This is a genomic window from Listeria floridensis FSL S10-1187 (assembly GCF_000525875.1).
Classification (GTDB): domain Bacteria; phylum Bacillota; class Bacilli; order Lactobacillales; family Listeriaceae; genus Listeria; species Listeria floridensis.
On sequence record NZ_AODF01000010.1, the window covers coordinates 41,184 to 64,092 of the forward strand.

A 22,909-nucleotide genomic window follows, 5' to 3' on the forward strand; every position below is an offset into this window, starting at 1 on the left:
CTTCGTTTTAAGCGTCGTTACATTTTTTCCGGAGCAGAAACTCCAAGTAGCTTCAAACCGTTGCGCAGCGTAATCTTGGCTGTTTTAATCAACGCAAGCCGCGCTTCTGTAAGCGGAACATTCGTTTCATCAAGTACTTTGTTTGAATTGTAGAAACGGTGGAATGCTGCCGCAAGATCATTCAGATAACGGACAATTCTATGCGGTGCTCGTTTGGCTGCCGCTTCCGCAACAACATCCGGGAAGTCGCCCAGTACTTTCAAGAGATCAAATTCTACTTCTGAATGCAGTAACCCAAGATCTGCATTTTCCGGAGCCGCGATTCCTTTTTCAGCACCAGAGCGAAGAATGCTTGCAATACGCGCGTGCGCGTATTGCACATAATAAACTGGATTCTCATTCGATGTAGACTTGGCAAGTCCCATATCGAAATTCATATGTGTATCCGAACTGCGCATCGCGAAGAAATAACGCGTCGCATCAAGTCCAACTTCTTCGATCAAATCACGCATCGTCACAGATTTCCCTGTCCGTTTGCTCATCTTGACCTGCTCGCCGTTTTCATAAAGGTGAACCAGCTGAATAATTTCCACTTCGAGCTGTGACGGTTTGTATCCCAGTGCTTCAATCGCTGCGCGCATCCGCGGAATGTATCCGTGATGGTCTGCGCCCCAAACATCAATCAAAATATCAAATCCGCGTTCAAGCTTATCCAAATGATAAGCAATATCTGGGAAGAAATAAGTGTAACTGCCGTCTGATTTAATTAACACACGATCTTTGTCGTCGCCGAAATCGGTCGTCCGAAGCCACGTAGCACCTTCTTGTTCAAATACATAACCGTTTGCACGTAATTTTTCAAGCGTCGGCATAATTTTATTATTTTCATAAAGCGAAGACTCACTGAACCAGCTATCAAAGTGCACACGGAATTCATCCAAATCGGCACGAAGTTTAGCCGTTTCAAAGGCCAGTGCATCTTTTCGAAATACATCTTGACGCTCTGATTCGGATGCGTCTATATAACGGTCGCCGTACTTATCTGCCAGACTTTTCCCTAGCTCGATAATGTCCTTCCCGTGATAGCCATCTTCTGGGAAAGGTTTTTCGATACCTAGCGCTTCAAAGTAGCGTGCTTCTGCTGAAAGGACTAAATTTTGAATTTGGTTGCCGGCATCATTGATGTAATACTCGCGTTCAACGTCGAAGCCTGCCATATCCATGATGTTGGCAAGTGAATCGCCGATTGCCGCTCCACGCGCGTGACCAAGATGAAGATCACCAGTCGGATTTGCTGAAACAAACTCAATTTGGATGCGTTCTTTTTTGCCGAAGTCAGATTCGCCGTAATGCTCATCTGCTGCAAGAATAGTCGGAACGAGGCCTGTTAAATAACGGTTATCCATGAAAAAGTTGATGAAGCCGGGACCAGCAATTTCAACGCGTTCAACCAGCTGGTTTGCTTCGCCAAATGCCGCTACGATACTTTCAGCGATAACTTTCGGTGCTTTTTTTGCCACACGAGCAAGTTGCATAGCAATATTGGTTGAATAGTCGCCGTGTGCTTTCTCTTTTGGTACTTCAAGTAAAATCTCAGGAATGTCAGCTTCATTAATTCCAGTCGCCTTCACCACGGCTTGCTTGATTTGGGCGATTAAATGGTCTTGGTTTTCTTTAACTAAATTCATCTGGGGCCTCCTCTATCCGCATTGTTACTTCATAGGAACCGATATACGTTCCTGCGCTTAGCAAGTCATATTGAAATGCCACTTCTCCTCGTACTTCTGCTTCTTCTTGGAATGTTTCGTTATATCCGACGAGCTCTGACTCAAAAACAAGTTTGCCAGCACCAGAATCTACCGAGGCAGTGCTTCTTTTTCGGTCTTTAAAAAAGTGCAGACGCATGTTTACCGCCCCGCTTCTAAGGAGTAAGAGTTCCTTTTCGGAGATTTTTAGAACAGAGCGAATGTTGCCCGCGACTTGTTTTTCTTCATAGTGCAGATAAATATTTCCTGCATCACGATAAAAAACGCCTGGAACCGTCATTTCTGTTTTTTCCAGAGCATCCATTTGTCGAATTAAGTTGGTAATTTGAATTTGCACCGTTTTACGTTCTTTTGCCATGCTTCTAATTCCTTTCAAGCAGAAGTTTAGACGTACTATATTATAGAGAAAAAAAGAGGGAAAAGCAAATCCCTTTTAGAAGAAAATTCCTCTGTAGAAACTTGCCATCCCGTCGAGCAAGAATGGAATGACTGTATGAAAAATTGGTCCAATCGTAAAATTATACAGTGGTGTAAGTGCAATGATAAGAAAAAATTAAAAAAGGCATATTGCTCAAATGGTTCCAGTTTCCGTCTAATGTTTTGCGGTAAAAATTCAACGAGAATGTGATAACCATCAAGTGGCGGAAACGGAATTAAGTTGAACACGGCAAGTACTAAGTTCAGTTGAATGAAAATCGTGAAAAAATTCGACCAGATTGAGTTGGTCATAACAGCGGCTGAATTGCTCATCAAAAACATAAAAATACCAAGACCGATAAAAGCGAGCAGTAAATTGCTGAGCGGGCCGGCAAGCGATACAAGTATGCTGCCGAGACGGCGCTTTTTCAACTTAAAACGATTGACAGGGGTTGGCTTCGCCCAGCCGAATCCAACGATCACAACCATCAGCAGTCCGACAATATCCACATGGACAAGTGGATTTGGCGATAAGCGCCCTTCATTTTTAGCTGTGTCGTCGCCAAACAGCAGTGCAACAAAAGCATGTGCCCATTCGTGAACCGTAAAGGCGATTAAAATGGTAAGTACCACATAAGGTAGAGTTTCAAGCGGATAGGCTAAAAAGTTGCTCATAAATAATTCCTTTCGTTTCCTAAATATTTATATTATAATGACATTATCCAAATAATTACTAGAGGTGATAGTCATGCCAATCGTAACAATCAAATTTTTAGAAGGCCGCAGTGATGATCAAAAGAAAGCTTTAGTAAAAGACGTAACAGATGTCATCGCAGCCGATTTAAAAGCTCCGAAAGAAAACATTCACGTCATTCTTGAAGAAATGAAAAAAAACGGACTACGGCGTTGCCGGCGTTCGCAGTTCCGATCAGTAATACCTGAACCTCGCCGCATGCGGCGAGGTTTTTTTCTGGACATTAAGTGACCTTTATCAGGTTTAGAAAGTTTTCCCCTTACTGCACTTCCTTTTTATGAATCAACGTCACTATTTCCTTCGCAATTTCTGCTGGAATGCGCCCATTTTCGATAAAATCGAGCGGGAAATAGAGTTTTACATCTGTCCGAATTTTCCCACCGATGGATTCAACAATTGGCGATTCTGTTGAAAGCTCGTGCAATTCGCCATTTCGCATCAAAAGCTGAATCGGAGACTTTCCTGTGCTTGCACCCGGTTTATACAGGTCATAAGGTAAGTCGGATGAATAATCAATCACAAGATAATAAGCTGGATCAACTTCCGCTTTTTCAAATAAACCTTTCATTTGATTATAGAAATCTTGATCAGAAGACGGTTCATAATCAACATAGCTGAGCAAACGCCGCGTTAAGAAGCGGTTGCACAGATCACTTAAAATTTTATCTTTTTCGTTTTGCCAAATTGAAAAATAAAACATTAAGATAGAATCATCAAGTGCCAAGTACTCATCAAGCGTTATGTCTTCTTCAAAAAACGGCAGTACTTGACTGGGGTTAACCGAAAATTCATAGCCCGCTTGATAAAGCGATTTTGCTCGATCTAATATTTTCCAGAGCAGTACCTCGCCGCTCCTGCTGACTGGGTGAAAATAAACTTGCTGATACATTTGATAGCGGCTCATCAAATAATCTTCCACTGCATGCATCCCCGATTCTTTAATGATGACACCATTTCCATCCGGACTTGGCCGCAGTACGCGCAAAATCCGCTCCAGGTCAAACTTCCCGTAACTAACTCCCGTATAATACGCATCACGCAGTAAGTAATCCATCCGGTCCGCATCAAGCTGACTCGAAATCAATTTGACGAGTGTTTGGTTGGGATGCGTTTTGTTGATAACGGAAGCCACCAAAAACGGGAATTCTCGTCCGCCGCGTAAAAGGACACTTCTTACTTCTGTATTTCCTGTAAGAATACTTTGCGTAAATTCTTCATGATCCGTATGAAAGACTTTTTCAAAAGCATGTGAAAATGGACCGTGCCCCAGATCGTGAAGCAGCGCCGCACAAAGGGCTGTGATACGTTCAAGCGGTGTAAATGTATCTTCCGCGAAAGTAATATCTAAGATTTCACGAACGATTTCATACACACCAAGAGAATGATTGAATCGGCTGTGTTCTGCACCATGAAAAGTGAGCGACGTTGTACCAAGCTGACGAATGCGCCGCAAACGTTGAAATTCTGATGTAGCAATTAAATCCCAAATGATCTGGTCGCCGACATGAACGAGACCGTGCACGGGATCCTTAAATACTTTTCCTTCTGGCATTTTCTGTTCAAGATAGCTCAAACTGCGTCACCTTCCCATTATTTGATTTTCTCGTTGCGCTGAATGATTCGTTCGTAATAAGCCGGTAAAAGATCGAGCTCCTCGGCCGTAAGCGTACTCGAATAGAGCTCGCCAGCGTAAAAACGCAAACTGTTTAAAAGCCGAAGCACCGTGTCGTTAATCGAAAGCTCTGCGCCGAACGAATTTGTTAGGGTGCCCATGACCGCTTTATTTACACTTGGAAATTTGTACTTCTCCTGCAAATCTTTTCCGCTACGTTCATAAAACTCGCGAATGAGTTCCGAGCGGGCATCCTGGTCGCCGCGAACGGCTAGGTAAATTTGTACGGCTACGCCTTTTGCCATCCGCCGCTGAGAAATCCCAGCAAATTTGCGCCCCTCAATGCTTAAATCATAGCTGCCGGGACAATAAGAGTTTTCAATTTCAAAGGCATGAATTGTTTGGTCAAAATCCGTAAACATATCTTTAACGAGCGTGAACATCGTTTCGTATCCGCGATCAATTGCAATGCCGCGTTCAGCATCTTGAAGCACCATCGAAAGATTCAAAACATCGCGGTCGAGCACGACCGCGAGACCGCCCGAGTTCCGTAGCACAACTTGATAGCCCGCTTGTTTTAAAAAAGGCTATGCCCGCTTCTAGATTAGGAAGCTTCGTATCTTGGATGCCGATTGAAACTGTTTTTTCATGTACCCAAGCCCGAACTGTTGGAGGACTTGCTTTTTTCCCGATTGTCCGGCAAAGCGTATCATCCGTCGCATAGGATTCAAGCGCACTGAAGCTCGGGTTTAATGTAGTTTGGTCAATGAAGCGCCATTTGTCTTGCTTCAATAAACTTCCTTCAAGTAAAGTCACAACAAAAATTCCTCCGCTTTTCTTTTTTGTTATTATAGCATAATGAGGCTTCTATGTGGGGGAAACGCCTGAAAACAGAGGATTTCTTTCACAACCTGCTCTTTATTCTGCTTTTTTGGTTTTGAAAAAGAAAAAAAAATATACCTGCCGCCAAAAAGAGTATCAATTTTTTCATGTCTCAAACCTCCTTCTTTTGCCTTTTCCTCTTTATAAATTTCTTCAAACAAAAAACGAGACTCTTTGGGGAAAGTCTCGTTTTTCTATGAAAAAGCTAGGGAGCTTTTTAAGTGAGCTTAATAGTCGTAAGGATCGCGGCTACTTCTTTGGTATTTGTTTTTGCTTTGCCCAGTCCAGATTTTGTTAATCAAGAAGACAATTCCAGCTAGGATCAAGATTGGGAATAAGAAGTGAAGTGTAATTCCAATGACCTCAAACAAGATGTTCAGTGCAATGATGGCTAAGATAATAGTAAAGAAATATTTCCAAAAGTTATTCATGATAGGTTCCTCATTTCCTCGTTTTATTTGGATGAAACTAATTGTGTATCTGAAAGCTCTTTCGACCTCACAACCATGTGGTTATCTTGAATGACAAGCTGATATGATTTGTTAGGTTCGAGCTGTTCGTTCGAGTAAAAATCAAGCTGTACGTTTTTTCCGCTATCGGTTTTACATTTTTCACTAAAATAATACCCTTTAAATTTTGCTTTTTGAACTTGTTCGCCAGCACCGCTGATCGTTACTGTATATGTACTTGTAGCTTCGGCGAGCGGAGAAGCTAGTTCAATAAACACCATGACGACGACAAACATTGCTGCAAATAAGCCAAACCAAGCCTTTTTCATTTCCCTTCGCTCCTCTTGTTTTGTTGATAGTTTTATTATAGCGGGAGTGGCGTTCAATCAAAAAAGGCTGTAGCACGATTCTTTTTTCCTCCCTTAGTCTTAGTTCAGATACGACCTAAAAAAACTGCCGCGAGATGCGCGGCAGTTTAACAGGCTTACTTTTGAATAATGATTTTTGTTTTTTGCGGGATTTTATAATAGGATTTAAATGTTTTTTCTTGTAAGCTCCCACTTATTGGTGTGCTGTTCCAAAGAAATTCTTCATGGGGCAAGCGCTTGAGTACGATGATTTTTGCGTCAGAACTTACTTGTTCAGAGACATACGTCATTCGAGCATCGTCAGCCGTTTTAATCTGATAAAAAATAACTCCGTAAGCAACGCTTGTTACGATAGCAATTGCTGCAAGCGGTACGAGCCAATTCGATAGCTGAATCCAGTCTGATTCGCAAGCATAGACAAGAAGACGAATGATATAGAGTACAAAGAACAGGTAAGGAATAACAAAGCATCTTGATCCGATTGGTGTGATTAGGAAGAGCGGTGCGGATACAAATGCTGCAGATAAAAGATAAAACAGCAATTCAACTTTTATCTTGCTCGCAGCAAAGAAAAGAACGCTCAGCAAAATGGCTAGATAAAATAGGACAGATAGCCACGCTTCGAAGTTCGCATTTTTAAACGTATCTGTAAAAAAATTAAAATGCAGTGTATTTTTCACAATCGGGACGTACAGTGCATAAATCGTAAGGATTGTTACTAAACTGTTTTTTATGATCACTAGGCCAGTCGTCGCATTCTTTCCGGCTTTAACAAGCAGAAGAATCGTAACGAGAGCCAGTACAATGTTCAACCACATGTTGTTCATAATAAAAAGCTTGTACATATCTTTGTAAAAAACTTCATAAATCTGCGAAAGCAGGCCTTGATCAGTTTCAACAGAACGATAATTGTCTGCGCCGCTGAATATTTTAACATAGGCGCTATTTGTGAACATCATGACCGCACCCATGATAGTTCCTAAAAAATAAAGCAGTTGAAAAACGTAATATTTTCGGAACTTCACGAAGCTATAAACAATGATAAAAAGTGCGGCAAAAACATTATAGATCGTTGCATGCTCAACGAACAACTGCGAAATGAAGCCGAGCGGAAGTGCAATCCAAATAGCCAATGTGTTGTATCGCGGAGTTTCTTGATTAAAAACATTTTTAACGATCAAAAGATAAAGCAAAATGAAAAAGATTGCCGTGTTATAGTTCGCAAATCCGGCTGTCCAAGCAAAGGTTGATTTGAACATTCCAAGTGGAACAGACAGAATTAAAAAGAAGCTTAAAAAACCTAAAGCAAGTCTTGATGTTTTTGCAATGAAAAGCGGCAGTACAACTAAAGCCGCACCAAGAACTCCCATCAATAGATAGCGCGCAAGGTTTGATCGTGTGATGAGGATTTCAGTCAAATTTCCCATATACCGCCCATTATAATCTTTAAACCACTCGGCTAAGCGATCGGTTCCAAAGTGAATTCCCCAAGTCCAATCATCATGCGTAAGCGGCGTCATATAAGAAAGCACCAAAAAGAAAAACAGTATAGCCATGCTGAAAAGCGTAATCTGGATGCGGTTAAATTTATTCATCATCTTGTTTACCTCGTTCTTTTACAAAAATATCTTGTTTCCTGCCGTTATAGCTTTCGGCAAAGTAAAGCGGTCTTTGTTTTACTTCTTGGAAAATTCGTCCCAAGTATTCCCCAATAATCCCGATGCTGATCAGCTGAACGCCGCCAAGAAATAATAAGATGATCATTAATGACGGAAAGCCGCTCGTATCACTTCCGTAAAGCAACGTTCGGATAAAAAGATAGATCATGTAAATAAAGGCAACGGCAGATATGATAAACCCAGTAAAGGTTGAAAGCCGAAGCGGAAAAGTCGTATAGGAAGTAATTCCTTCCATCGCTAAGCTGACTAGCGAACGATAGCTCCATTTTGACTCTCCTGAAAACCGCGGTGCTGCATCGAATTCCACTTCAATTTTTTTTAAAACCAATCCAATTATAAAGTCCTTTTGTATAACGCTGAGTTTCGCGCAAATTCCGAAGCGCATCAATAGCCCGTCGGTCAAGTAGCCGAAAATCTCCTGCATCAGGCAAAACTGGAATGCGAGAAAGCTTTTGTAAAATTTTGTAATAACACTTCGATGTTGCCTTTTTCAAAAAGCGTTCTCCTTCGCGGTGATTTCGCTTTGCATAAACATCCTCATAACCTAGTTCCCACAGCTCAAGCATTTTGAGAATCACTTCAGGCGGATGCTGCAAATCGGCATCCATGGTAACTAACGCATCCCCTTTTGCATAGTCAAACCCTGCCGCCATTGCGATTTCTTTTCCATAATTGCGCGATAAATCCACCACTGATACACGTTCATCGTTCTCCCGCAAATTCTCTATTTCGGCAAGCGTTCCATCTTTACTCCCATCATTGATGAACAGTAGCTCAAATTGATAATTCACTGAAACCTTGTCCATTACTTCAACAACTCGCTGATAGAGCGATTGAATCATGGCTTCTTCATTGTAAGCTGGAACAGAGATCGTAATAAGTTTCAAAATAAAGAATTCCTCCTTTTTCTTTCAAAACCCCTCCCTCAAAATATCCATTCATAGTTTAGCACAGAACACAACTCAGATTGTAGTGTTTTTATCACACCTAAGCAGAAAAATCACTTTTTTTTAAACTTAGTTCAAAAATTAGACATTAAATAGTCTCCTTGCCGAAAATCAAATTTTCTCATTTCACTATTGACGCATTCTATCCAATCCGTTAACGTTGAAGTAAGAAGATTTTGCAAAGATGAAAACCGCGAATAGATCCCGAACTCGAGAACATAAACAGTCATTATCAAAAAATTATCGCCGGAATGTCCCCTTTCAATCCCGCTAAATAAAACTTGCAAATTGAACAGCTGATTTAGTCCGAGTCCATATAAGCATCCAGCTCTATTGCGTCGTAAATTTTTGCTCTGAGCTTATAAAACAGAGATTTTAGCGCACGATTTAACATCACAAAGCGGCATATGTCCACACAAAAACTGCACTACCGCAACAAGGAGGAACTATGATTACTTACCTAAATCGCATTAGGAAGCCAAAACCGAAACTAAAACAATTGGAAAAAATTGGTATCTTCGCTTTGCATAACACTTTTCGGAATTCTATCCGGAACATTATCTAAATTTTTAGATAACATACCAACTAACGAATTACCTTCCTTGCTTGAAACTTTGGATATAAGAAACTTTCTTGGCGGCTTTGCAATCTGGCTTTTTATCGCCTTATGCGTATCCATTTATAGCCGTTCTCCTTTCCAAGCCGCGCTTCATGTTTTCCTATTTTTCATTGGAATGGTTGGAAGTTACTATCTCTACTCTCATTACATTGCTGGATTTTTCCCGCAATCCTATGCGCTAATTTGGATTGGTCTTACGGCTTTATCTCCATTTCTGGGATATATTTGCTGGTACGCTTCTGGAAACGGAACATTTGCTATTCTCCTCTCCGCCGGAATACTTTCCGTCTTTATAAATACCGCATTCGCTTACGGAGCCGGATATATAGATCTAAAATCCGAGTTAGAGCTATTCGTGCTAATTTTAAGCCTAATCGTCTTGCGTCGCCGTTCAATCAAAGAAATGATTCTTCTTGTTGTCCTAGCTTGCCTCTTTGCTATTCTCTTCCGCTTTATCAGCCCATTCCAGTTTTGGTAATCCACATTGCAAAAACCCGCTCGATCAGCTGATCGAGCGGGTTTTCGCTTATTTCTTATACATCCATTTATAATTTTCAGCACCGATCGGATAAGCGATGTAATCCTTCAAACTATCCTTCGAAAGATAGCCACGTCCCCCTTGATAAAGCGGAATCAAGACTGCATTATCCTTCAACAGAATCCGCTCCGCAGAAAGTAACGCATCAAACCGCGCATTGGCTTCGCCCGCCAGTTTTCCTTTCGCGCTAAGCACAAGTTCATCATATTTCGCATTTGAAAACCCAGTGTGGTTACCTGGACTTCCCGTTAAGAACAAATTCAAATACGTCAGCGGGTCCTGATAATCGCCGCCCCAGCCGCCGAGCAAGAGTTCAAAATCTTGAGTGACATCTGCTTTAAAACTGACCTGCGTAGGTACATTTTTAAGCTTCACAGTAAGCCCTGGCAAATTTGTTTCTAGCTCATTTTGAATAAACTCTGTCTGCTTCTTAATCAGCGACGTATCGCCCGCCGTAAGCGTCAAAGTTAGTTCCTTTTTGCCCAGTTCCCTAAGCCCTTTTTCAAAATAGGCTTTTGCCGCTTCCTTATCATAAGGAATCAAAGAACCATTCAATTTGCGGAAATCCTCTCCATTTGCTGGACTGAACATGATTCCACCGGGAACAGCTCCGTCAAGCGGTTTTGAACCATTTGCAAGCAGTGTATCCACAAGTCCCGATTTATTGATTGCCATCGCAAGACCGCGTCTGATATTAAGGTTAGCCAGATCCGTTTTCTCGCCGTCTTTTCCTTGATTCATTTTCATATAAACCGAACGCCCAGTTGTCATTTCATGAAACTCTTTGTCTTTCTTAAACTGCTTCACAAAATCACCATCAAGCTCAATCCGATCAAGTTTTCCCGTATTATATAAATTTAATGCCGCATTCGTATCTTTTACGACCGTCACATGGATTTTCTTTGCTTTCACATTTTTTTCATCCCAGTAAGTCGGATTTTTCACGTAATCATAACTGAGTTTCGTGCTATCCCAATTTTTAAGTAGGTATGGGCCGTTCGATAGAATCGTTTCACTATTCGTTCCATAACGATCGCCCGCCTTTTTCATTTGCGCTTCTTTTTGCGGGAAAAACGTCCCCGTTGTGAGTAGTTCCTTAAAAATCGGCACTGGGTTTTCCAAATCAATTTGGAGTTTTTTCTCACCAAGCGCCTTTATCCCGAGCATATCTGGGTCAAGTTTTCCCTTTAAAATTTGTGTGGCATTTTTGACTACCTCTTCCATTTGCGGCCCGTACGCTGCTGCCGTATTTGGATCGACGACTTTCTTCCACGCATATTCAAAATCCGCCGCCGTAACAGGACTGCCATCCGACCATTTCGCATCCTCGCGAATCTCAAAAACAAAAGTCTTACCACCATTTGTCACTTTTGGCTCTGCTTTTGCCATCGCAAGTTCAGGTTTTCCTTCTTTATCAAGTCGATAAAGCCCCTCAAAAATCTGATTCACCACACGAAAACTGACACTGTTATCCGCTGTGATTGGATTGACACTTGGCACCGCACTTGTTTCCATGATATTGACTGTTTTACTCTGTTCTTTTTTTTGCGCTGTCTTCCTTGCTCGTATCAGAGCCGCTCCCACATGCTGCGAGCAGTGCCAAACTAACCACAAAACCTTGAGCTAAAACATTTCTCACCTTTTTCCGCAATATTTCTCCTCCTTTTGTGCTTCATTCTCCTTTTTGGAAGCGCTTTTCCCGCACAATAAAAAAAGACGGGAGACTGCAAAAAATCTAGTGCAGGTCTTCCGTCTTTCATTATAGTATCAACTGTATCTATTGTAAATAAAAACTGTGTTATTTATTACTTTTTATTCAAGTAAAATCCAGAACCGACTACAATAATACACATTAAAGCAAACATAGTTATCATAAAGTAGCTTGGATCATTTTTCATAAAAACGGCAAGAATCAAACAAGCCGAGCCAAACATACTGAGTGTAATGATCGTGATTTTTTTCCAAAGATTTTTTAAATAAGCATCTGCTTTTTTAAAGCCGACCAGCCGCAAAAATAAGAATACTTTTTTTGAATACATTAAGTATGCAGCGACAAGCAGCGACAATGAACCGGCGGAAAGTAACGCAAAGCGTCCAGTCGGTATCTCGTAACCGAGTCCGTATGCAATAATCGAGAGTTGAACAATCGAAAGGAGCACGAGCAGTAGGCGGAAACAATATTCAAACTCCAATCTACTTTCTTCCTTCACTTTTTCCTTGCCATAATATTCTGTTCCGGTGAACATCACCATTAAAAACGGAATCATGACAAGACCTAGCCATTTTTGGATAAACATATCTGGGGAGAAATCACTGCCGAAGTGAACGGCCAGCTCTGTCGGAAGTAGCGGATAACAAATTAGCGAGACCGCTACAGTCATAAAAATCACCATACTTGGAAACACTCCGACTTTTCTCATTCTCCTCACCCTCCTACTTTTAAAAATTAATTTAAAAGCTTAGCGAGGTCTTCCCGACTTTCAGCTAGTCTGATGTTCTCCATTTCATCCAGTTGCTTTTTCGTCTCTTCGTAGCCGCTCGGAGAAAGCGCACGCGTAGCCTTTAAATAGACAATGACTTGGAAACCGGCTTTTTCCAGCTGAAGTACCGTTGTCTTCACACAAAAATCAAAAGCCAGCCCTCCTACTACAACAACTTCCACATCGTGCTGCTTTAAAAATTCAATTACACCTGTAGACAAATCTTCCTTGATATCATGATAACAAGCACCATATGGATGGAGATCTGGTTCCATCCCTTTCCAAACAAAATAATCATAGTTGATAGGAGCTGGGAGACCCTCAAGTAATTCAAACCCTTTCGTTCCCGGTTCACAGTGCCTCACCCAAGTCAGATCTGCATTGGGATAATCCAGCGGGCGAAGCATCTCTTCCGGCCGATCGACCACCCACACCGCATTTGCCGGATGTGCATCCTTGCTCCCAATCCGAATTTCCCCAAGCGTTGCCATAAATTCAAGCTCAGGAACAATTTCTTCCGCTTCCGGAACCGGTAGCTCATTTGGACATACGGGACTAAAACCATTTTGTGCATCTACATCAAATGTTGCAATCTTCATTCTTATTCCTCCAAATTTTTGTAAGTTAATTGTGCAAATTGACCATATTGCGCGACTTCCTCAAGCTCGAGCAAATGACGACTGTCCGATTCAAATAGCGGAATTCCACCACCCAAAATAACCGGTGCAATTGTGATCACAAATTTATCAATCGCCTTTTCCTTTAAAAACTCTTTGACCAGTTCAGCTCCGCCGACAAGCCAAATATTTGTGCTTTCAATTTCATCCAGCCACTTTCGAATATTCCCTGAAACAAAATCGGCATACTCGTCAGCAGTCTGTGCTTTTTTCCGTGAAAAAACATAGACATTTTTCTTACTATAGGGGAACGTATCCGTTAACGAAAAAATCTGCTGATAAGTGGTGCGCCCCATCACAACCGTATCGACATTCTCAAGAAAAGCTGCATAGCCGGCATCATCTTCACGTTCGAACGCTTCGAGCCAAGCTACACTGCCGAGCTCATCGGCGATATAACCGTCTAAACTTGCCGCAATATAGAGCGAAACATGTTTTTCATCCGCCATCTTGATCAAATCCCTTCAAAAACAGATTTCTAGCACTTCTTACGTCCTTTATTCCCCGATATTTTAGAAATCAAGCCTTTTTTTTGAAAAAAAACAACAAAAGTCTGCCTTGGAATAGTCCGAGGCAGACTTTAAAATTGATCAGCTTTTTTCGTCAAGCAAATCACGGTCGCTAAACTTAACTTTCGCTTCATATTCCGGTGTTTTCCATTTCAGTTTGCGTCCGCCACTTTTTTCTTCCTTGTCAAACAGCATGGTGCAGCCTTTCCTTAGAAGTGGAATTGCGAGTATCACACCGATCAGCGTGAGCAGTGCAATAAAACCAATGAAAATCAAACTGATACTTGCTACCGCCACAAAAGCTTTCTTAAGAAAATGTCCAAAATCAAAACTTTCTTCCATAAAATCAGCTCCCCGCTCTTTTTGTACTTCAATCATACCATGAAAGCTACGCCAGATGCGACATTTAGCGGCTCAAAATCTCCTTGCGTACAAAATCTGCAAGCCCACCTTCATCATTTGTTTTCGTTATAAAATCTGCTTTTTCCTTGGCAGCTTGAATCCCATTTTCCATTGCAACACCGATACCTGCGAGTTCGATCATTCCCGCATCGTTTTCATTATCGCCAAACGCAGCCGTTTCAGCGAGATCAAGATAGCCTCTCTCGGCCAAGTAACGGAGTCCGTGTGCCTTATCAATTCCTTTGTTCATCACGTCAATCAAGTTTTTTCCGGAGGACATCACAGACAAATCAAATTCCTGTAAGCGTTCCTTCAGTTTCACCCGCTTCGTATCGTCTTCTTCAACTACTAAAATCTTAAGCGGAAACTCATCATTTTCCATGACATCAAGCGGCGTTTTTGTCAGCGTAATCGGCACTTGTTCATTTTCAGGGAGCACCTTATTTTGCTCATTAAAAAAAGCAATTTTCCCTGAATTTGACGGACCTAATATTCGTTTCGTCGTGTACACATGATAATCCGCTTCAAATGGCGCAAGCGCTTCAAGCACTGCTGCAATCGTTTCACGCGACATATCGCTTTTAAATAAAATTTCACCCGTTGTAAAATCGCGTACAAGCCCACCATTACAAGAAATAACTGGCTGTGTGATTTCAAGTTCATGAATAAACGGCAAAATGGCAAGATCGAGCCGCCCCGTTGCTAAAAACAATTTATTCCCTTCGTTTTGCCAGTCGTGAAGAAGCGCTTTATTCCGTGCTTCAATTGCGTCTCCCTTTGTGACAAGCAGCGTTCCATCCATATCCGTTACAATCGTATTAATCATTCTTACACGTCCTTCATTTAAAGAGTCTACCCGCATTATAGCATAAATTGGAAAAGTCACGTTATTTTCCCTATCTATGCTATAATGGAGCTGAATTTTCGTCTCTAGGAGGAGTTAGCGATGCGTCTTTTTTTTAAAAATCATTTGTTCCGGATTTTTCCTACTGCTTCTAACCGGCTGCAATGAATCAGACACCCTAAATGCGCCGGATGCGGTCGACCTTAGTTCCACTGAGCCGATCATCCTCGTCCATGGCAGCGGCGGAAATGCCCATACCTTCGACGAACTGGCTGACCGGCTCCTAAACGACTATCAAACCTCAAACGAGCAACTAACCGTGACCGTCAGCTCGAACGGCGAGCTTCATTATATGGGTAAACTGACCAAACAAGCTAAAAATCCGATTATTGCTGTGGCGTTTGATGACAACCAAGCTCCAATCGAAGAGTGGCGTGACTGGCTGAACATCGCGATTACCGACTTAAAAACCCGTTTTCACTTCAAGAAACTAAACGGCATCGGCTATTCCAATGGCGGCCTCGCACTCTCGGCCTATGTCCAAAAATATCATGAGACTCCGAATTTCCAAAAGCTGATCATCCTAGGCGCGCCGTATAATGACTTGGACGAGAAAGACAATGCTGGCGGTGCTGAATTTGACAGCGTACCGCACGAAACCGATATGCTCAAAAGTTTTCTTAACCGCAAAAAAAAAGAACCCAAGCGGCCTTGAAATGCTTTCAATCGCTGGAAAAACAGCAGAGGATACCTTCAGCGATAGCATTGTCCCGCTCCGAAGCGCCCTTTCATCCCGCTTGATTTTCGATAACATTCACACTTACATTGAAAAAATTGAAGTCGGCTCAGATGCAGCGCACCAAGCTATTTTCGAATCTGACGAAACCGTCAAACTCGTTCACTGGTTTCTCTCCGAATATAGGTCGCCCGAAGAGAAAGTCTACCAAACCGCCAAATAAAACAGGAGCTCGCGGCGCGAGCTCCTGTTTTTGCTTCACTTCATCAAAATCCGATCAGAGCGTGTATAGATATTCATACTTTCCCCGCGAATGAAACCAACTGCCGTGATTCCCAGTTCTTGCGCCATTTGAATCGCAAGTTCCGTCGGTGCCGAGCGCGACAAAATAATACCGCATCCAGTTTTTGCTGTTTTAATAAGAATTTCCGATGAAATCCGACCGCTGAAAATAATCGCCTTATCTTGAACCTCAATCCCATTGCGCAGACAATATCCATATATTTTATCAAGCGCATTGTGCCGCCCAATATCCATCCGCGAAAGTAGCACTTCATCAGCCGTGCAAAGTCCAGCATTGTGAACACCGCCTGTTCGCTTGAATGTTTCAGATGCGGCTTCAAATTCATTCATTCTTGCAAAGATAGCCGGAATTGTTAATGTCGTCTCTGTTTCATTGTAGCTTTCCAGAAGAGATGCATCGGATTGAAAATAAAAATTTTCTCGTGACTTGCCGCAGCAAGATGTGATGTAGCGTTTGGATCGGTATTTGGCATTGAATTTATTGACGAAATTCGCGCTCACATAGGCGTGGCCAGTCGATTCAATGATTTCAATTTCATCAATATCCGCGACACCACGGATAACACCTTCGGAAGTCAAAAAGCCAATTACTAAATCTTCCAGATATTCCGGCGTGCAGACAATCGTAACGAGCTCTTCTTTGTTCACGTAAATTGTAAGTGGGAACTCAACAGCAACAAGTGCCGTTTGATTTTCAAGCCGACCGTTTTCGTAGCGTAGAATCGCTTCTTTTGCACTGATTTCCACAAAATCCCCTCTTTTTAAAAAGACCCCCAACTTGTTTCGCGGAGGTCTCTTATCTGTTATTTCAGTCCTTTACCCATTTCCTTCAAGAATGTAACGCCATAGCGTAGCGCTCGGTTTACATCTGGATCTTTCATCGCTTTCATCAAACCAAACATCCCGAGAATCGCTTCGTCTTTTGCCGCTTTATCCGCTTCTTTGGCCGCTTCTTTCACTTGCTTAATCATCGCCTCAGTTTGTTCCGGTTTGGCTTCTGTAAGGAGTTGACCCGTTAGCATCATGTTGTTGATCGCATTTGTGGTCGGTTCTTTGCGCCACTCATTTAAAAGTGTTTTCGCAATGTCTTCTTTGGCTTTAATCGCACTATTTACAGCATCAAAAGCACCTGCTTCATGCAGAAGTTTAACAAACTCGAGTACTTCTGTAAAACCCGAATCGCTATCTGCAATACTTGCTTTCAACTCTTTCAGCTGCGCTGCTTCTTGTTCTTCTTTAGTTGGTGAAACATCACGAATTTTTGAAATCGGTTCAGCCATGTTCTTTCTCTCCTTTACAGCCGCAGCTTCCGCCACAAGCACAATTCACTTTCGAAATCGGCGAATAATCTTCGCGCTTCCATTTCCGTTCTACTTCCACACCACGTTGCGGATAGCGCTTGCGGTTACGCGGATTATGTTCTGGAAGCGGGTTTTTCCCTTCTTTTTCAAGAACTTGCATCGCCACTTTCGTTTGTTTAAAAGCTGGCGTTTTCGTCCGAACATCGCCGGCGCTTGTCGTTAGCAGGTTGACTGCTGTTTCGCTGCTGACTGAATGCATCGGCACATAGACTTCATTACCTTTCATCCGGTCAGTAACAACAGCCCGAAGTTTAATGTGTCCGTAAGGCGAGCTTAGGCGAACGAGCGAGCCGCTTTCAACGCCGCGTTCTTTCGCAAGATCTGGCGAAACTTCAACAAATACTTCTGGAAGTTTATAATCAAGCCCTTTTGATTTATCTGTTAAGTTTCCTTCATGGAATTGTTCAAGCAAGCGCCCATTATTCAAGTGCAAGTCGTATTCTTCCGGGAAGTCAATCGGCGGAATATATGGCAGTGTTGAGAACTGCGCCTTGCCATCTGGGAAGTTGAAACGTTCTTTATAAAGAAGCGGCATATCCTGACCCGTTTCATCAACTGGCCAAACAAGACTGTTAAACCCTTCTAAGCGGTCATAACGCACACCGCTAAAGAATGGTGCAAGGCTTGCAATCTCATCCATAATATCACTTGGATGCGTAAAGCCCCAATCAACACCGCAAGCACGTGCAAGTTCTTGTGTAATCCACCAATCTGGTTTGGAATCGCCAAGCGGAGGCATTACTTCGTAAAGCCGCTGAATCCGGCGCTCAGTATTGGTAAATGTTCCTTCTTTTTCGAGTGAAGGAGATGCTGGCAGAACGACATCTGCAAATTGAGCTGTTTTCGAAAGGAAGACATCTTGTACAACGAAGAAGTCGAGTTTTGAAAGCGTATCTTGAACATGATTGGAATTTGAATCTACCCAAGCCATTTCTTCCCCTACAAGGTACATCGCGTGCAAGTTGCCTGCTTCAATTTGTTCAAGCATTTCATTATTTTTTAAACCTGGAGTTTCAGAAATCGGAACGCCGTAAGCCGCTTCAAAGCGTGCGCGTACTTCGGGATTACCAATTGGTTGCACACCTGGAAGAACGTTCGGAAGCGAACCCATATCACAAGCACCTTGAACATTATTATGTCCGCGCAGTGGGAATGCTCCTGCCCCGCTTCGACCAAAGTTTCCTGTTACAAGTAGCAAGTTCGCAATTGCAGAAGAAGTATGCGATCCGGCAATATTTTGCGTCACACCCATGCCCCAACAAACCGACGTGCCGTCAGCTTCATGAACCATTTGCGCGATTTCTTTTAATGTATCAATCGAAAGTCCCGTTTCACGTTCCGCGTATTCAAGCGTGAACGGTGCAAGAAACTCTAAGAATTCCGCTACGTTTGAAATGCGTTCATCCATAAATTCTTGATCTTGCCAGCCTTGATCAATGATATATTTTGCAACAGCCGTCAGCCAAACGAAATCCGTTCCTTGTTTGGGATGAATGAATTTGTCGGCCCGTTCAGCCATTTCATGTTTTCGTAAATCTGACACGAGCATTTTTGCCCCATTATATTTTTGCGCGCGTTTAATTCGGCTTGCAATAACCGGATGCCCATCAGCAGGTGAGCAGCCAACAAGGATGATAAGTCCAGCTGCTTCAATATCTTCAACCGTTCCCGAATCCGCACCAATTCCAACTGTGCGCGTCAATCCATCTGATGCTGGCGCTTGGCAGTAGCGCGAACAGTTATCGACATTGTTCGTTTCAAACACTTGGCGCGCAAGCTTTTGAACCAAATAGTTTTCTTCGTTTGTTGTTTTGGAAGAACTGATAAAGCCAAGTGCATCATTTCCGTGCTTAGCTTGAATTTCACGCAAGCGAGTTGCGATTGTTTCAAGTGCTTTATCCCAGCTGACCGGTACAAACTCGTCCCCTTCACGAACAAGCGGAGAAGTGAGGCGTTTTTTATCGTTAACAAAATCCCAACCAAATTTCCCTTTGACGCATGTCGCAAATTTGTTCACTGGGCCTTCGCCTGTCGGTTCAACTTTAAGAATTTGACGGTCTTTTGTCCAAACTTCAAACGAACAGCCTACACCGCAAAACGTACAAACCGTCTTCGTTTTCTCAATTTTTGTTTCCCGCATTGCAGCTTCGACTTCAGAAACTGCAAAAACTGTTTGATAATTCGGTTCGACTTTTTTCACCATATCAATCATCGGTTCAAGCATGTCTTCATCGAGACCTGTCATAAAGCCTGCTTGACCAAGCATGGATTTTTCCATCATCGCATTACAAGGACAAACTGTCGAACAAAGTCCACAGGATACACAGGAAGACAAATTAGCAGGGCGATCATCATCCCAAATAACACGCGGCTGATCTCTTTCCCAGTCAATCGAAAGTGTTTCATTCACTTGAACGCTTTGACAAGCTTCAACACAGCGCCCGCATAAAATACATTGGTCTGGATCATATCTATAAAATGGATGCGAAAAGTCGTTTAAATAGCCTTTTTCGCGGTAAGGTCTAGACTGCGCTTCGACGCCAAGCAGTTCCGTCGTATTATGTACACGGCAGTTGCCATTGTTATTATCGCAAACGGTGCAGTAAAGCAGATGGTTTTCTAAAATCCGGTCCATCGCCTCAAGCTGCGCATCCGTTGCTTTTTCCGAACTTGTCTCAACATCCATCCCCGCTTTAAACTCGGTGCTACATGCCCGTACAAGTTCGCCGTTTACTTCACACATACATGTATCACAAGACTGAATTGGTCCCATTTGCTCACTGTAACAAATGTGCGGATGTTTAATTTCTTGTTCATTCAAGTAGTCTAAAATACGCTGTCCCTCATCCACTTCATGAGGTGTTCCATTGATTTGAACGGTAATTTTACCCCCCATTTTTTTCATCCTCCTTGCCTTTAATTCGAAAACGGTTACATTCTTTTTCATTATAACAGCTTTTATGTGAAATTCACAGTAAAAACTTAATTGAGAATCCTTATCAATCAAAGTATTTAAGCCGTTTCAAGCACTGTTTTAAGATTGCTCAAAAAGCAGCAAAATTGTCGATTACATTAAAAATGATCAACCATTTTAGCGAAAAAAGAAGCTCGTTTTTTATAACGAGCTTCCTCTGTACTTTTATTCACTATTTTTTGGCTGCCATTTAATCTTTCTTCATTTTTTGCAGAAATTCTTGATACTCAGCTTTTGTAACGGGTTGACTAACTGATCTTTTTTTATCAACAAGGCACGAAATCACATAACCATCTTCATATTCAACAACAGAGACATTCGTATATTCACCGTATACACCGCTATTTTTAAGAAGAGCAGTCAGATTAGTTTCAAGTTTTTGATGTTCAATGTTTGTGTATATAATCGGAACGACTGCCAAACTAATCATTGCGACTAAACCTATGCTAATATACGCGGCTTTGATTTTTTTGGATTGATAAGCAATCTCAAGTCCTTTGTACAGAAGTATGAATAGCGGTAGCAAAACCACTAAATCAATCATGATAAAAACTGTGATGAAAAAAAAAAATCTGCCATTCCGCTTTCTCATTCCTCTCTAATTTCATTTTACTTATCACTAGCCGAAGTCTTAACTATTGCTTCTTAAGTATCCATTTTGATTCGGGTAATTGATGATATCCTCATCCCGCTGTTCTCCTGCTTTCAACCGCTCTTTCCACAGCTTACGTTCTTCGTCAGTCAGCCGCTTGTAATCCGTAATTTCCGCAACAATCTTTAGAGGATGTGTACTTCGATAGGAACGTGTTGGATTTCCTGGAAACTTTTTATCTGTCACATTCGGATCATCTTCAAACTCGCCAGTTGGCTCAACTTCATAGACATGCTCTTCACCTTCACCACGAGCAAGTGCCGCTGCTAAGCTTGCACCATCTTTTAAAGCCGTAAAATAAATGTGATTCATAATGACATTTGGTCGGTAATTAGAGCGATGACCCGCACTTAAAAAATCACCGACTTGAAGCTCAGCTTTTGTTCCGTGATAGAACGGACCGTTTTCTTCAGGATTATATCGCATATTGTTTTCCTCCCGTACCTTTTAGATTTAAGAAACTAAAGCTAATTATATTCTCCACTCGTCTTTTCATTTTAAAGTTATTCTGAATTTGTTTCAACAACAATAACCGCGCAAAAAGCCCCCGAAACCCGTTTTCTGATTTCGAGGACTTTCTGCATACCTACATATCACACTTCATGCTGTTTAACCGCACAGCTTTATTTCTTAAAAACATCCTTCACCGAGTTAAGCAAATCTCCTGGTGATTCGAGTTGACTTTGGATACTGTCTTTCACTTCTGAAGCCTTTTCGCCCAGATTGCTAAGATTAAAATCGCCTGCAGATTCCTTCACTTTATTCAAACCTTCTTGAACTTGGTCCGGAAGATTTTCTGTAATTTGTGTGCCCTTCTCACCTAGGAGTTCTGTCACTTTGTCTCCAGCGAAGTTTTTTAACTGATCAAAAAGCGGCATAACATTTCCTCCTTCATTCTGATGTAATGACCATTAGTATAGCACAGAAAAATACCCAGCTTGGAATTTGCGATAACTTGTCATGAAGTCGTAAAGAAATTTACGATCTATCATCTCCATTGATTAATCCTTCTTTTTGCATTTCAGAAAAATGTTCATAGAAAATCCCTTCCCTAAGCCCATATTGCGAAAAAATCAGCCGATCCGAATCGAGGAAACGCATGAGCGAAATAAGTGGTGTCATTCCGCCAACAATAATATCCGCTCGTTCACGCGAAAGCCCGGGAATATCGCCGCGCTCTTTCAAATCCTTCGATACGACATCCTTAAAAATCGCATAAACTTCCGAATCGCGCATCTTAAAGCCATGCAAATTTTCAAAGTCGAAAATCTCGCGACTGCGCCGCTCGATTTTCGCAATCGTCCGGTTGCTTCCGCCAAGAGCTACAATTGGCAAGTTATGGCCGCGCCGCAACCACCAAACCCCATTATAAAGTTTATCCATCGACGTCATCAGTTGAAACAGTTCACCCGCCTTGATTGTATCTTTAGAAGGAAAAAAGCGTTCACTTAAATTTACCGCACCATACGGCAGGCTGATTACATTCACTGCATGACCATTTTGCACAAGCACAAGCTCCGTGCTACCGCCACCCGTATCAATCACCACACAATTCGTCACCGGCAGCGTATTAATAATCCCAAGGTAATCGTAATAGGCTTCTTGATTGCCGCTGATGACTTCCAGTTCAATTCCGGCAACCTCCTTCACATGAGCGAGAAATTTCTTCTGGTTTGTCGCTTGCCGAGTTGCCGCAGTTGCTACAGCCCGCATTTTCACATCGCTATATTCAGCCGCTTTCTCCGCAAAACCTTTCAGCGCCGCCGTTGTTCGCTTGATCGCCGCTTCTTGCAACACCTTTTCCTCGCCCATCTTTTCAGACAAACGCACCATTTCCTTTTCCTGCGCCACAACGTCAAATGTACCGTCATCGTGAATCGCTGTAATCGTCATTCGCGCCGAGTTCGATCCTAGATCAATCACCGCAAAATGTTCCATTA

At 42.2% G+C, this 22,909-nt stretch carries 20 protein-coding genes and 6 pseudogenes; 3 read left to right on the plus strand and 23 right to left on the minus strand.

The window, feature by feature from the left end:
- Positions 1 to 17: 17 nt before the first annotated feature.
- The 3 genes and pseudogenes from argS to MFLO_RS05720 form a co-directional block, all read right to left on the minus strand.
- The gene (gene argS / locus MFLO_RS05710) at positions 18 to 1,688 is read right to left on the minus strand and encodes an arginine--tRNA ligase (RefSeq protein WP_036096959.1); all 1,671 of its coding nucleotides are present in this window, start codon (positions 1,686 to 1,688) and stop codon (positions 18 to 20) included.
- The gene (locus MFLO_RS05715) at positions 1,675 to 2,124 is read right to left on the minus strand and encodes a YwiB family protein (protein WP_036096961.1); all 450 of its coding nucleotides are present in this window, start codon (positions 2,122 to 2,124) and stop codon (positions 1,675 to 1,677) included. Before MFLO_RS05715 ends, argS begins: the two co-directional genes overlap by 14 nt.
- A 75-nt stretch (positions 2,125 to 2,199) precedes the next feature.
- Positions 2,200 to 2,858 (minus strand): annotated as a pseudogene (locus MFLO_RS05720) (site-2 protease family protein).
- Positions 2,859 to 2,931: 73 nt separating this feature from the next.
- Between MFLO_RS05720 and MFLO_RS05725 the strand changes: the two are divergent.
- A pseudogene (locus tag MFLO_RS05725) lies at positions 2,932 to 3,118 on the plus strand (2-hydroxymuconate tautomerase).
- Between the two features lie 78 nt (positions 3,119 to 3,196).
- Here MFLO_RS05725 and MFLO_RS05730 read toward each other — a convergent pair.
- The 7 genes and pseudogenes from MFLO_RS05730 to MFLO_RS16960 form a co-directional block, all read right to left on the minus strand.
- Positions 3,197 to 4,510, minus strand: a complete 1,314-nt coding sequence (locus MFLO_RS05730) for an HD domain-containing protein (protein ID WP_036096963.1) — start codon at positions 4,508 to 4,510, stop codon at positions 3,197 to 3,199.
- 17 nt (positions 4,511 to 4,527) lie between these two features.
- Positions 4,528 to 5,365: pseudogene (lipL, locus tag MFLO_RS05735) on the minus strand (lipoyl-[GcvH]:protein N-lipoyltransferase).
- Between the two features lie 32 nt (positions 5,366 to 5,397).
- Positions 5,398 to 5,592 carry a hypothetical protein gene (locus MFLO_RS05740; protein ID WP_036096965.1) on the minus strand — a complete coding sequence of 65 codons (195 nt, stop codon included), beginning with the start codon at positions 5,590 to 5,592 and terminating at the stop codon, positions 5,398 to 5,400.
- A 66-nt stretch (positions 5,593 to 5,658) separates the two neighbouring features.
- Positions 5,659 to 5,862 (minus strand): hypothetical protein, encoded by a 204-nt coding sequence (locus MFLO_RS05745; RefSeq protein WP_036096966.1) that lies wholly within the window; start codon positions 5,860 to 5,862, stop codon positions 5,659 to 5,661.
- Positions 5,863 to 5,885: 23 nt separating this feature from the next.
- A complete protein-coding gene (locus MFLO_RS05750) occupies positions 5,886 to 6,209 on the minus strand; it encodes a YxeA family protein (RefSeq protein WP_036096967.1) in 324 nt (107 codons plus the stop codon).
- A gap of 155 nt (positions 6,210 to 6,364) precedes the next feature.
- Complete coding sequence (locus MFLO_RS05755; RefSeq protein WP_036096968.1) at positions 6,365 to 7,846, minus strand: DUF6056 family protein; 1,482 nt, start codon at positions 7,844 to 7,846, stop codon at positions 6,365 to 6,367.
- Positions 7,836 to 8,814, minus strand: a pseudogene (locus MFLO_RS16960) (glycosyltransferase family 2 protein). Before MFLO_RS16960 ends, MFLO_RS05755 begins: the two are co-directional and overlap by 11 nt.
- Before the next feature lie 662 nt (positions 8,815 to 9,476).
- Between MFLO_RS16960 and MFLO_RS15030 the strand changes: the two are divergent.
- On the plus strand, positions 9,477 to 9,971 hold the full coding sequence (locus MFLO_RS15030; protein ID WP_241433555.1) for a hypothetical protein: 495 nt from the start codon (positions 9,477 to 9,479) through the stop codon (positions 9,969 to 9,971).
- 48 nt (positions 9,972 to 10,019) lie between these two features.
- Here the strand turns inward: MFLO_RS15030 and MFLO_RS05770 are convergent.
- From MFLO_RS05770 to MFLO_RS05795, 6 genes and pseudogenes are all read right to left on the minus strand, one after another.
- Positions 10,020 to 11,682 (minus strand): annotated as a pseudogene (locus MFLO_RS05770) (peptide ABC transporter substrate-binding protein).
- 154 nt (positions 11,683 to 11,836) lie between these two features.
- Complete coding sequence (locus MFLO_RS05775; RefSeq protein ID WP_036096971.1) at positions 11,837 to 12,451, minus strand: DUF1648 domain-containing protein; 615 nt, start codon at positions 12,449 to 12,451, stop codon at positions 11,837 to 11,839.
- A gap of 26 nt (positions 12,452 to 12,477) precedes the next feature.
- Positions 12,478 to 13,110, minus strand: coding sequence for a nicotinamidase (locus MFLO_RS05780; RefSeq protein ID WP_036096973.1), 633 nt, complete (start codon positions 13,108 to 13,110; stop codon positions 12,478 to 12,480).
- 2 nt (positions 13,111 to 13,112) lie between these two features.
- On the minus strand, positions 13,113 to 13,637 hold the full coding sequence (locus MFLO_RS05785; RefSeq protein ID WP_036096975.1) for a dihydrofolate reductase family protein: 525 nt from the start codon (positions 13,635 to 13,637) through the stop codon (positions 13,113 to 13,115).
- 141 nt (positions 13,638 to 13,778) lie between these two features.
- On the minus strand, positions 13,779 to 14,039 hold the full coding sequence (locus MFLO_RS05790) for a hypothetical protein (RefSeq protein ID WP_036097001.1): 261 nt from the start codon (positions 14,037 to 14,039) through the stop codon (positions 13,779 to 13,781).
- Positions 14,040 to 14,103: 64 nt separating this feature from the next.
- Positions 14,104 to 14,925 carry a Cof-type HAD-IIB family hydrolase gene (locus MFLO_RS05795; RefSeq protein WP_036096977.1) on the minus strand — a complete coding sequence of 274 codons (822 nt, stop codon included), beginning with the start codon at positions 14,923 to 14,925 and terminating at the stop codon, positions 14,104 to 14,106.
- Between the two features lie 241 nt (positions 14,926 to 15,166).
- Here MFLO_RS05795 and MFLO_RS16315 point away from each other — a divergent pair.
- Positions 15,167 to 15,902, plus strand: a pseudogene (locus MFLO_RS16315) (alpha/beta hydrolase).
- 35 nt (positions 15,903 to 15,937) lie between these two features.
- Here MFLO_RS16315 and fdhD read toward each other — a convergent pair.
- The 7 genes from fdhD to MFLO_RS05835 form a co-directional block, all read right to left on the minus strand.
- Positions 15,938 to 16,729, minus strand: a complete 792-nt coding sequence (gene fdhD / locus MFLO_RS05805; RefSeq protein WP_036096978.1) for a formate dehydrogenase accessory sulfurtransferase FdhD — start codon at positions 16,727 to 16,729, stop codon at positions 15,938 to 15,940.
- A gap of 56 nt (positions 16,730 to 16,785) precedes the next feature.
- Positions 16,786 to 17,262: a helical membrane plugin domain-containing protein gene (locus MFLO_RS05810; RefSeq protein ID WP_036096979.1), complete on the minus strand. Its 477-nt coding sequence runs from the start codon at positions 17,260 to 17,262 to the stop codon at positions 16,786 to 16,788.
- Complete coding sequence (fdhF, locus tag MFLO_RS05815) at positions 17,255 to 20,239, minus strand: formate dehydrogenase subunit alpha (protein ID WP_036096981.1); 2,985 nt, start codon at positions 20,237 to 20,239, stop codon at positions 17,255 to 17,257. The genes MFLO_RS05810 and fdhF overlap by 8 nt, the downstream gene beginning before the upstream one ends.
- Before the next feature lie 268 nt (positions 20,240 to 20,507).
- Positions 20,508 to 20,861: a hypothetical protein gene (locus MFLO_RS05820; RefSeq protein WP_149022980.1), complete on the minus strand. Its 354-nt coding sequence runs from the start codon at positions 20,859 to 20,861 to the stop codon at positions 20,508 to 20,510.
- 87 nt (positions 20,862 to 20,948) lie between these two features.
- The gene (arr, locus tag MFLO_RS05825) at positions 20,949 to 21,395 is read right to left on the minus strand and encodes an NAD(+)--rifampin ADP-ribosyltransferase (RefSeq protein ID WP_051993526.1); all 447 of its coding nucleotides are present in this window, start codon (positions 21,393 to 21,395) and stop codon (positions 20,949 to 20,951) included.
- Between the two features lie 197 nt (positions 21,396 to 21,592).
- Entirely contained in the window at positions 21,593 to 21,847 is a 255-nt protein-coding gene (locus tag MFLO_RS05830; protein WP_036096985.1) for a hypothetical protein, read from the minus strand.
- A gap of 100 nt (positions 21,848 to 21,947) precedes the next feature.
- Positions 21,948 to 22,907, minus strand: coding sequence for a Ppx/GppA family phosphatase (locus MFLO_RS05835; RefSeq protein ID WP_036096987.1), 960 nt, complete (start codon positions 22,905 to 22,907; stop codon positions 21,948 to 21,950).
- Positions 22,908 to 22,909 lie beyond the last annotated feature (2 nt).

Coding starts and splice junctions, on each gene's coding strand:
- argS (WP_036096959.1), bottom strand. CDS start 1,688: ATGAATTTAGTTAAAGAAAACCAAGACCATTTAATCGCCCAAATCAAG.
- MFLO_RS05715 (WP_036096961.1), bottom strand. CDS start 2,124: ATGGCAAAAGAACGTAAAACGGTGCAAATTCAAATTACCAACTTAATT.
- MFLO_RS05745 (WP_036096966.1), bottom strand. CDS start 5,862: ATGAATAACTTTTGGAAATATTTCTTTACTATTATCTTAGCCATCATT.
- MFLO_RS05750 (WP_036096967.1), bottom strand. CDS start 6,209: ATGAAAAAGGCTTGGTTTGGCTTATTTGCAGCAATGTTTGTCGTCGTC.
- MFLO_RS05755 (WP_036096968.1), bottom strand. CDS start 7,846: ATGATGAATAAATTTAACCGCATCCAGATTACGCTTTTCAGCATGGCT.
- MFLO_RS05775 (WP_036096971.1), bottom strand. CDS start 12,451: ATGAGAAAAGTCGGAGTGTTTCCAAGTATGGTGATTTTTATGACTGTA.
- MFLO_RS05780 (WP_036096973.1), bottom strand. CDS start 13,110: ATGAAGATTGCAACATTTGATGTAGATGCACAAAATGGTTTTAGTCCC.
- MFLO_RS05785 (WP_036096975.1), bottom strand. CDS start 13,637: ATGGCGGATGAAAAACATGTTTCGCTCTATATTGCGGCAAGTTTAGAC.
- MFLO_RS05790 (WP_036097001.1), bottom strand. CDS start 14,039: ATGGAAGAAAGTTTTGATTTTGGACATTTTCTTAAGAAAGCTTTTGTG.
- MFLO_RS05795 (WP_036096977.1), bottom strand. CDS start 14,925: ATGATTAATACGATTGTAACGGATATGGATGGAACGCTGCTTGTCACA.
- MFLO_RS05810 (WP_036096979.1), bottom strand. CDS start 17,262: ATGGCTGAACCGATTTCAAAAATTCGTGATGTTTCACCAACTAAAGAA.
- fdhF (WP_036096981.1), bottom strand. CDS start 20,239: ATGGGGGGTAAAATTACCGTTCAAATCAATGGAACACCTCATGAAGTG.
- MFLO_RS05820 (WP_149022980.1), bottom strand. CDS start 20,861: ATGATTGATTTAGTGGTTTTGCTACCGCTATTCATACTTCTGTACAAA.
- arr (WP_051993526.1), bottom strand. CDS start 21,395: ATGCGATATAATCCTGAAGAAAACGGTCCGTTCTATCACGGAACAAAA.
- MFLO_RS05830 (WP_036096985.1), bottom strand. CDS start 21,847: ATGCCGCTTTTTGATCAGTTAAAAAACTTCGCTGGAGACAAAGTGACA.
- MFLO_RS05835 (WP_036096987.1), bottom strand. CDS start 22,907: ATGGAACATTTTGCGGTGATTGATCTAGGATCGAACTCGGCGCGAATG.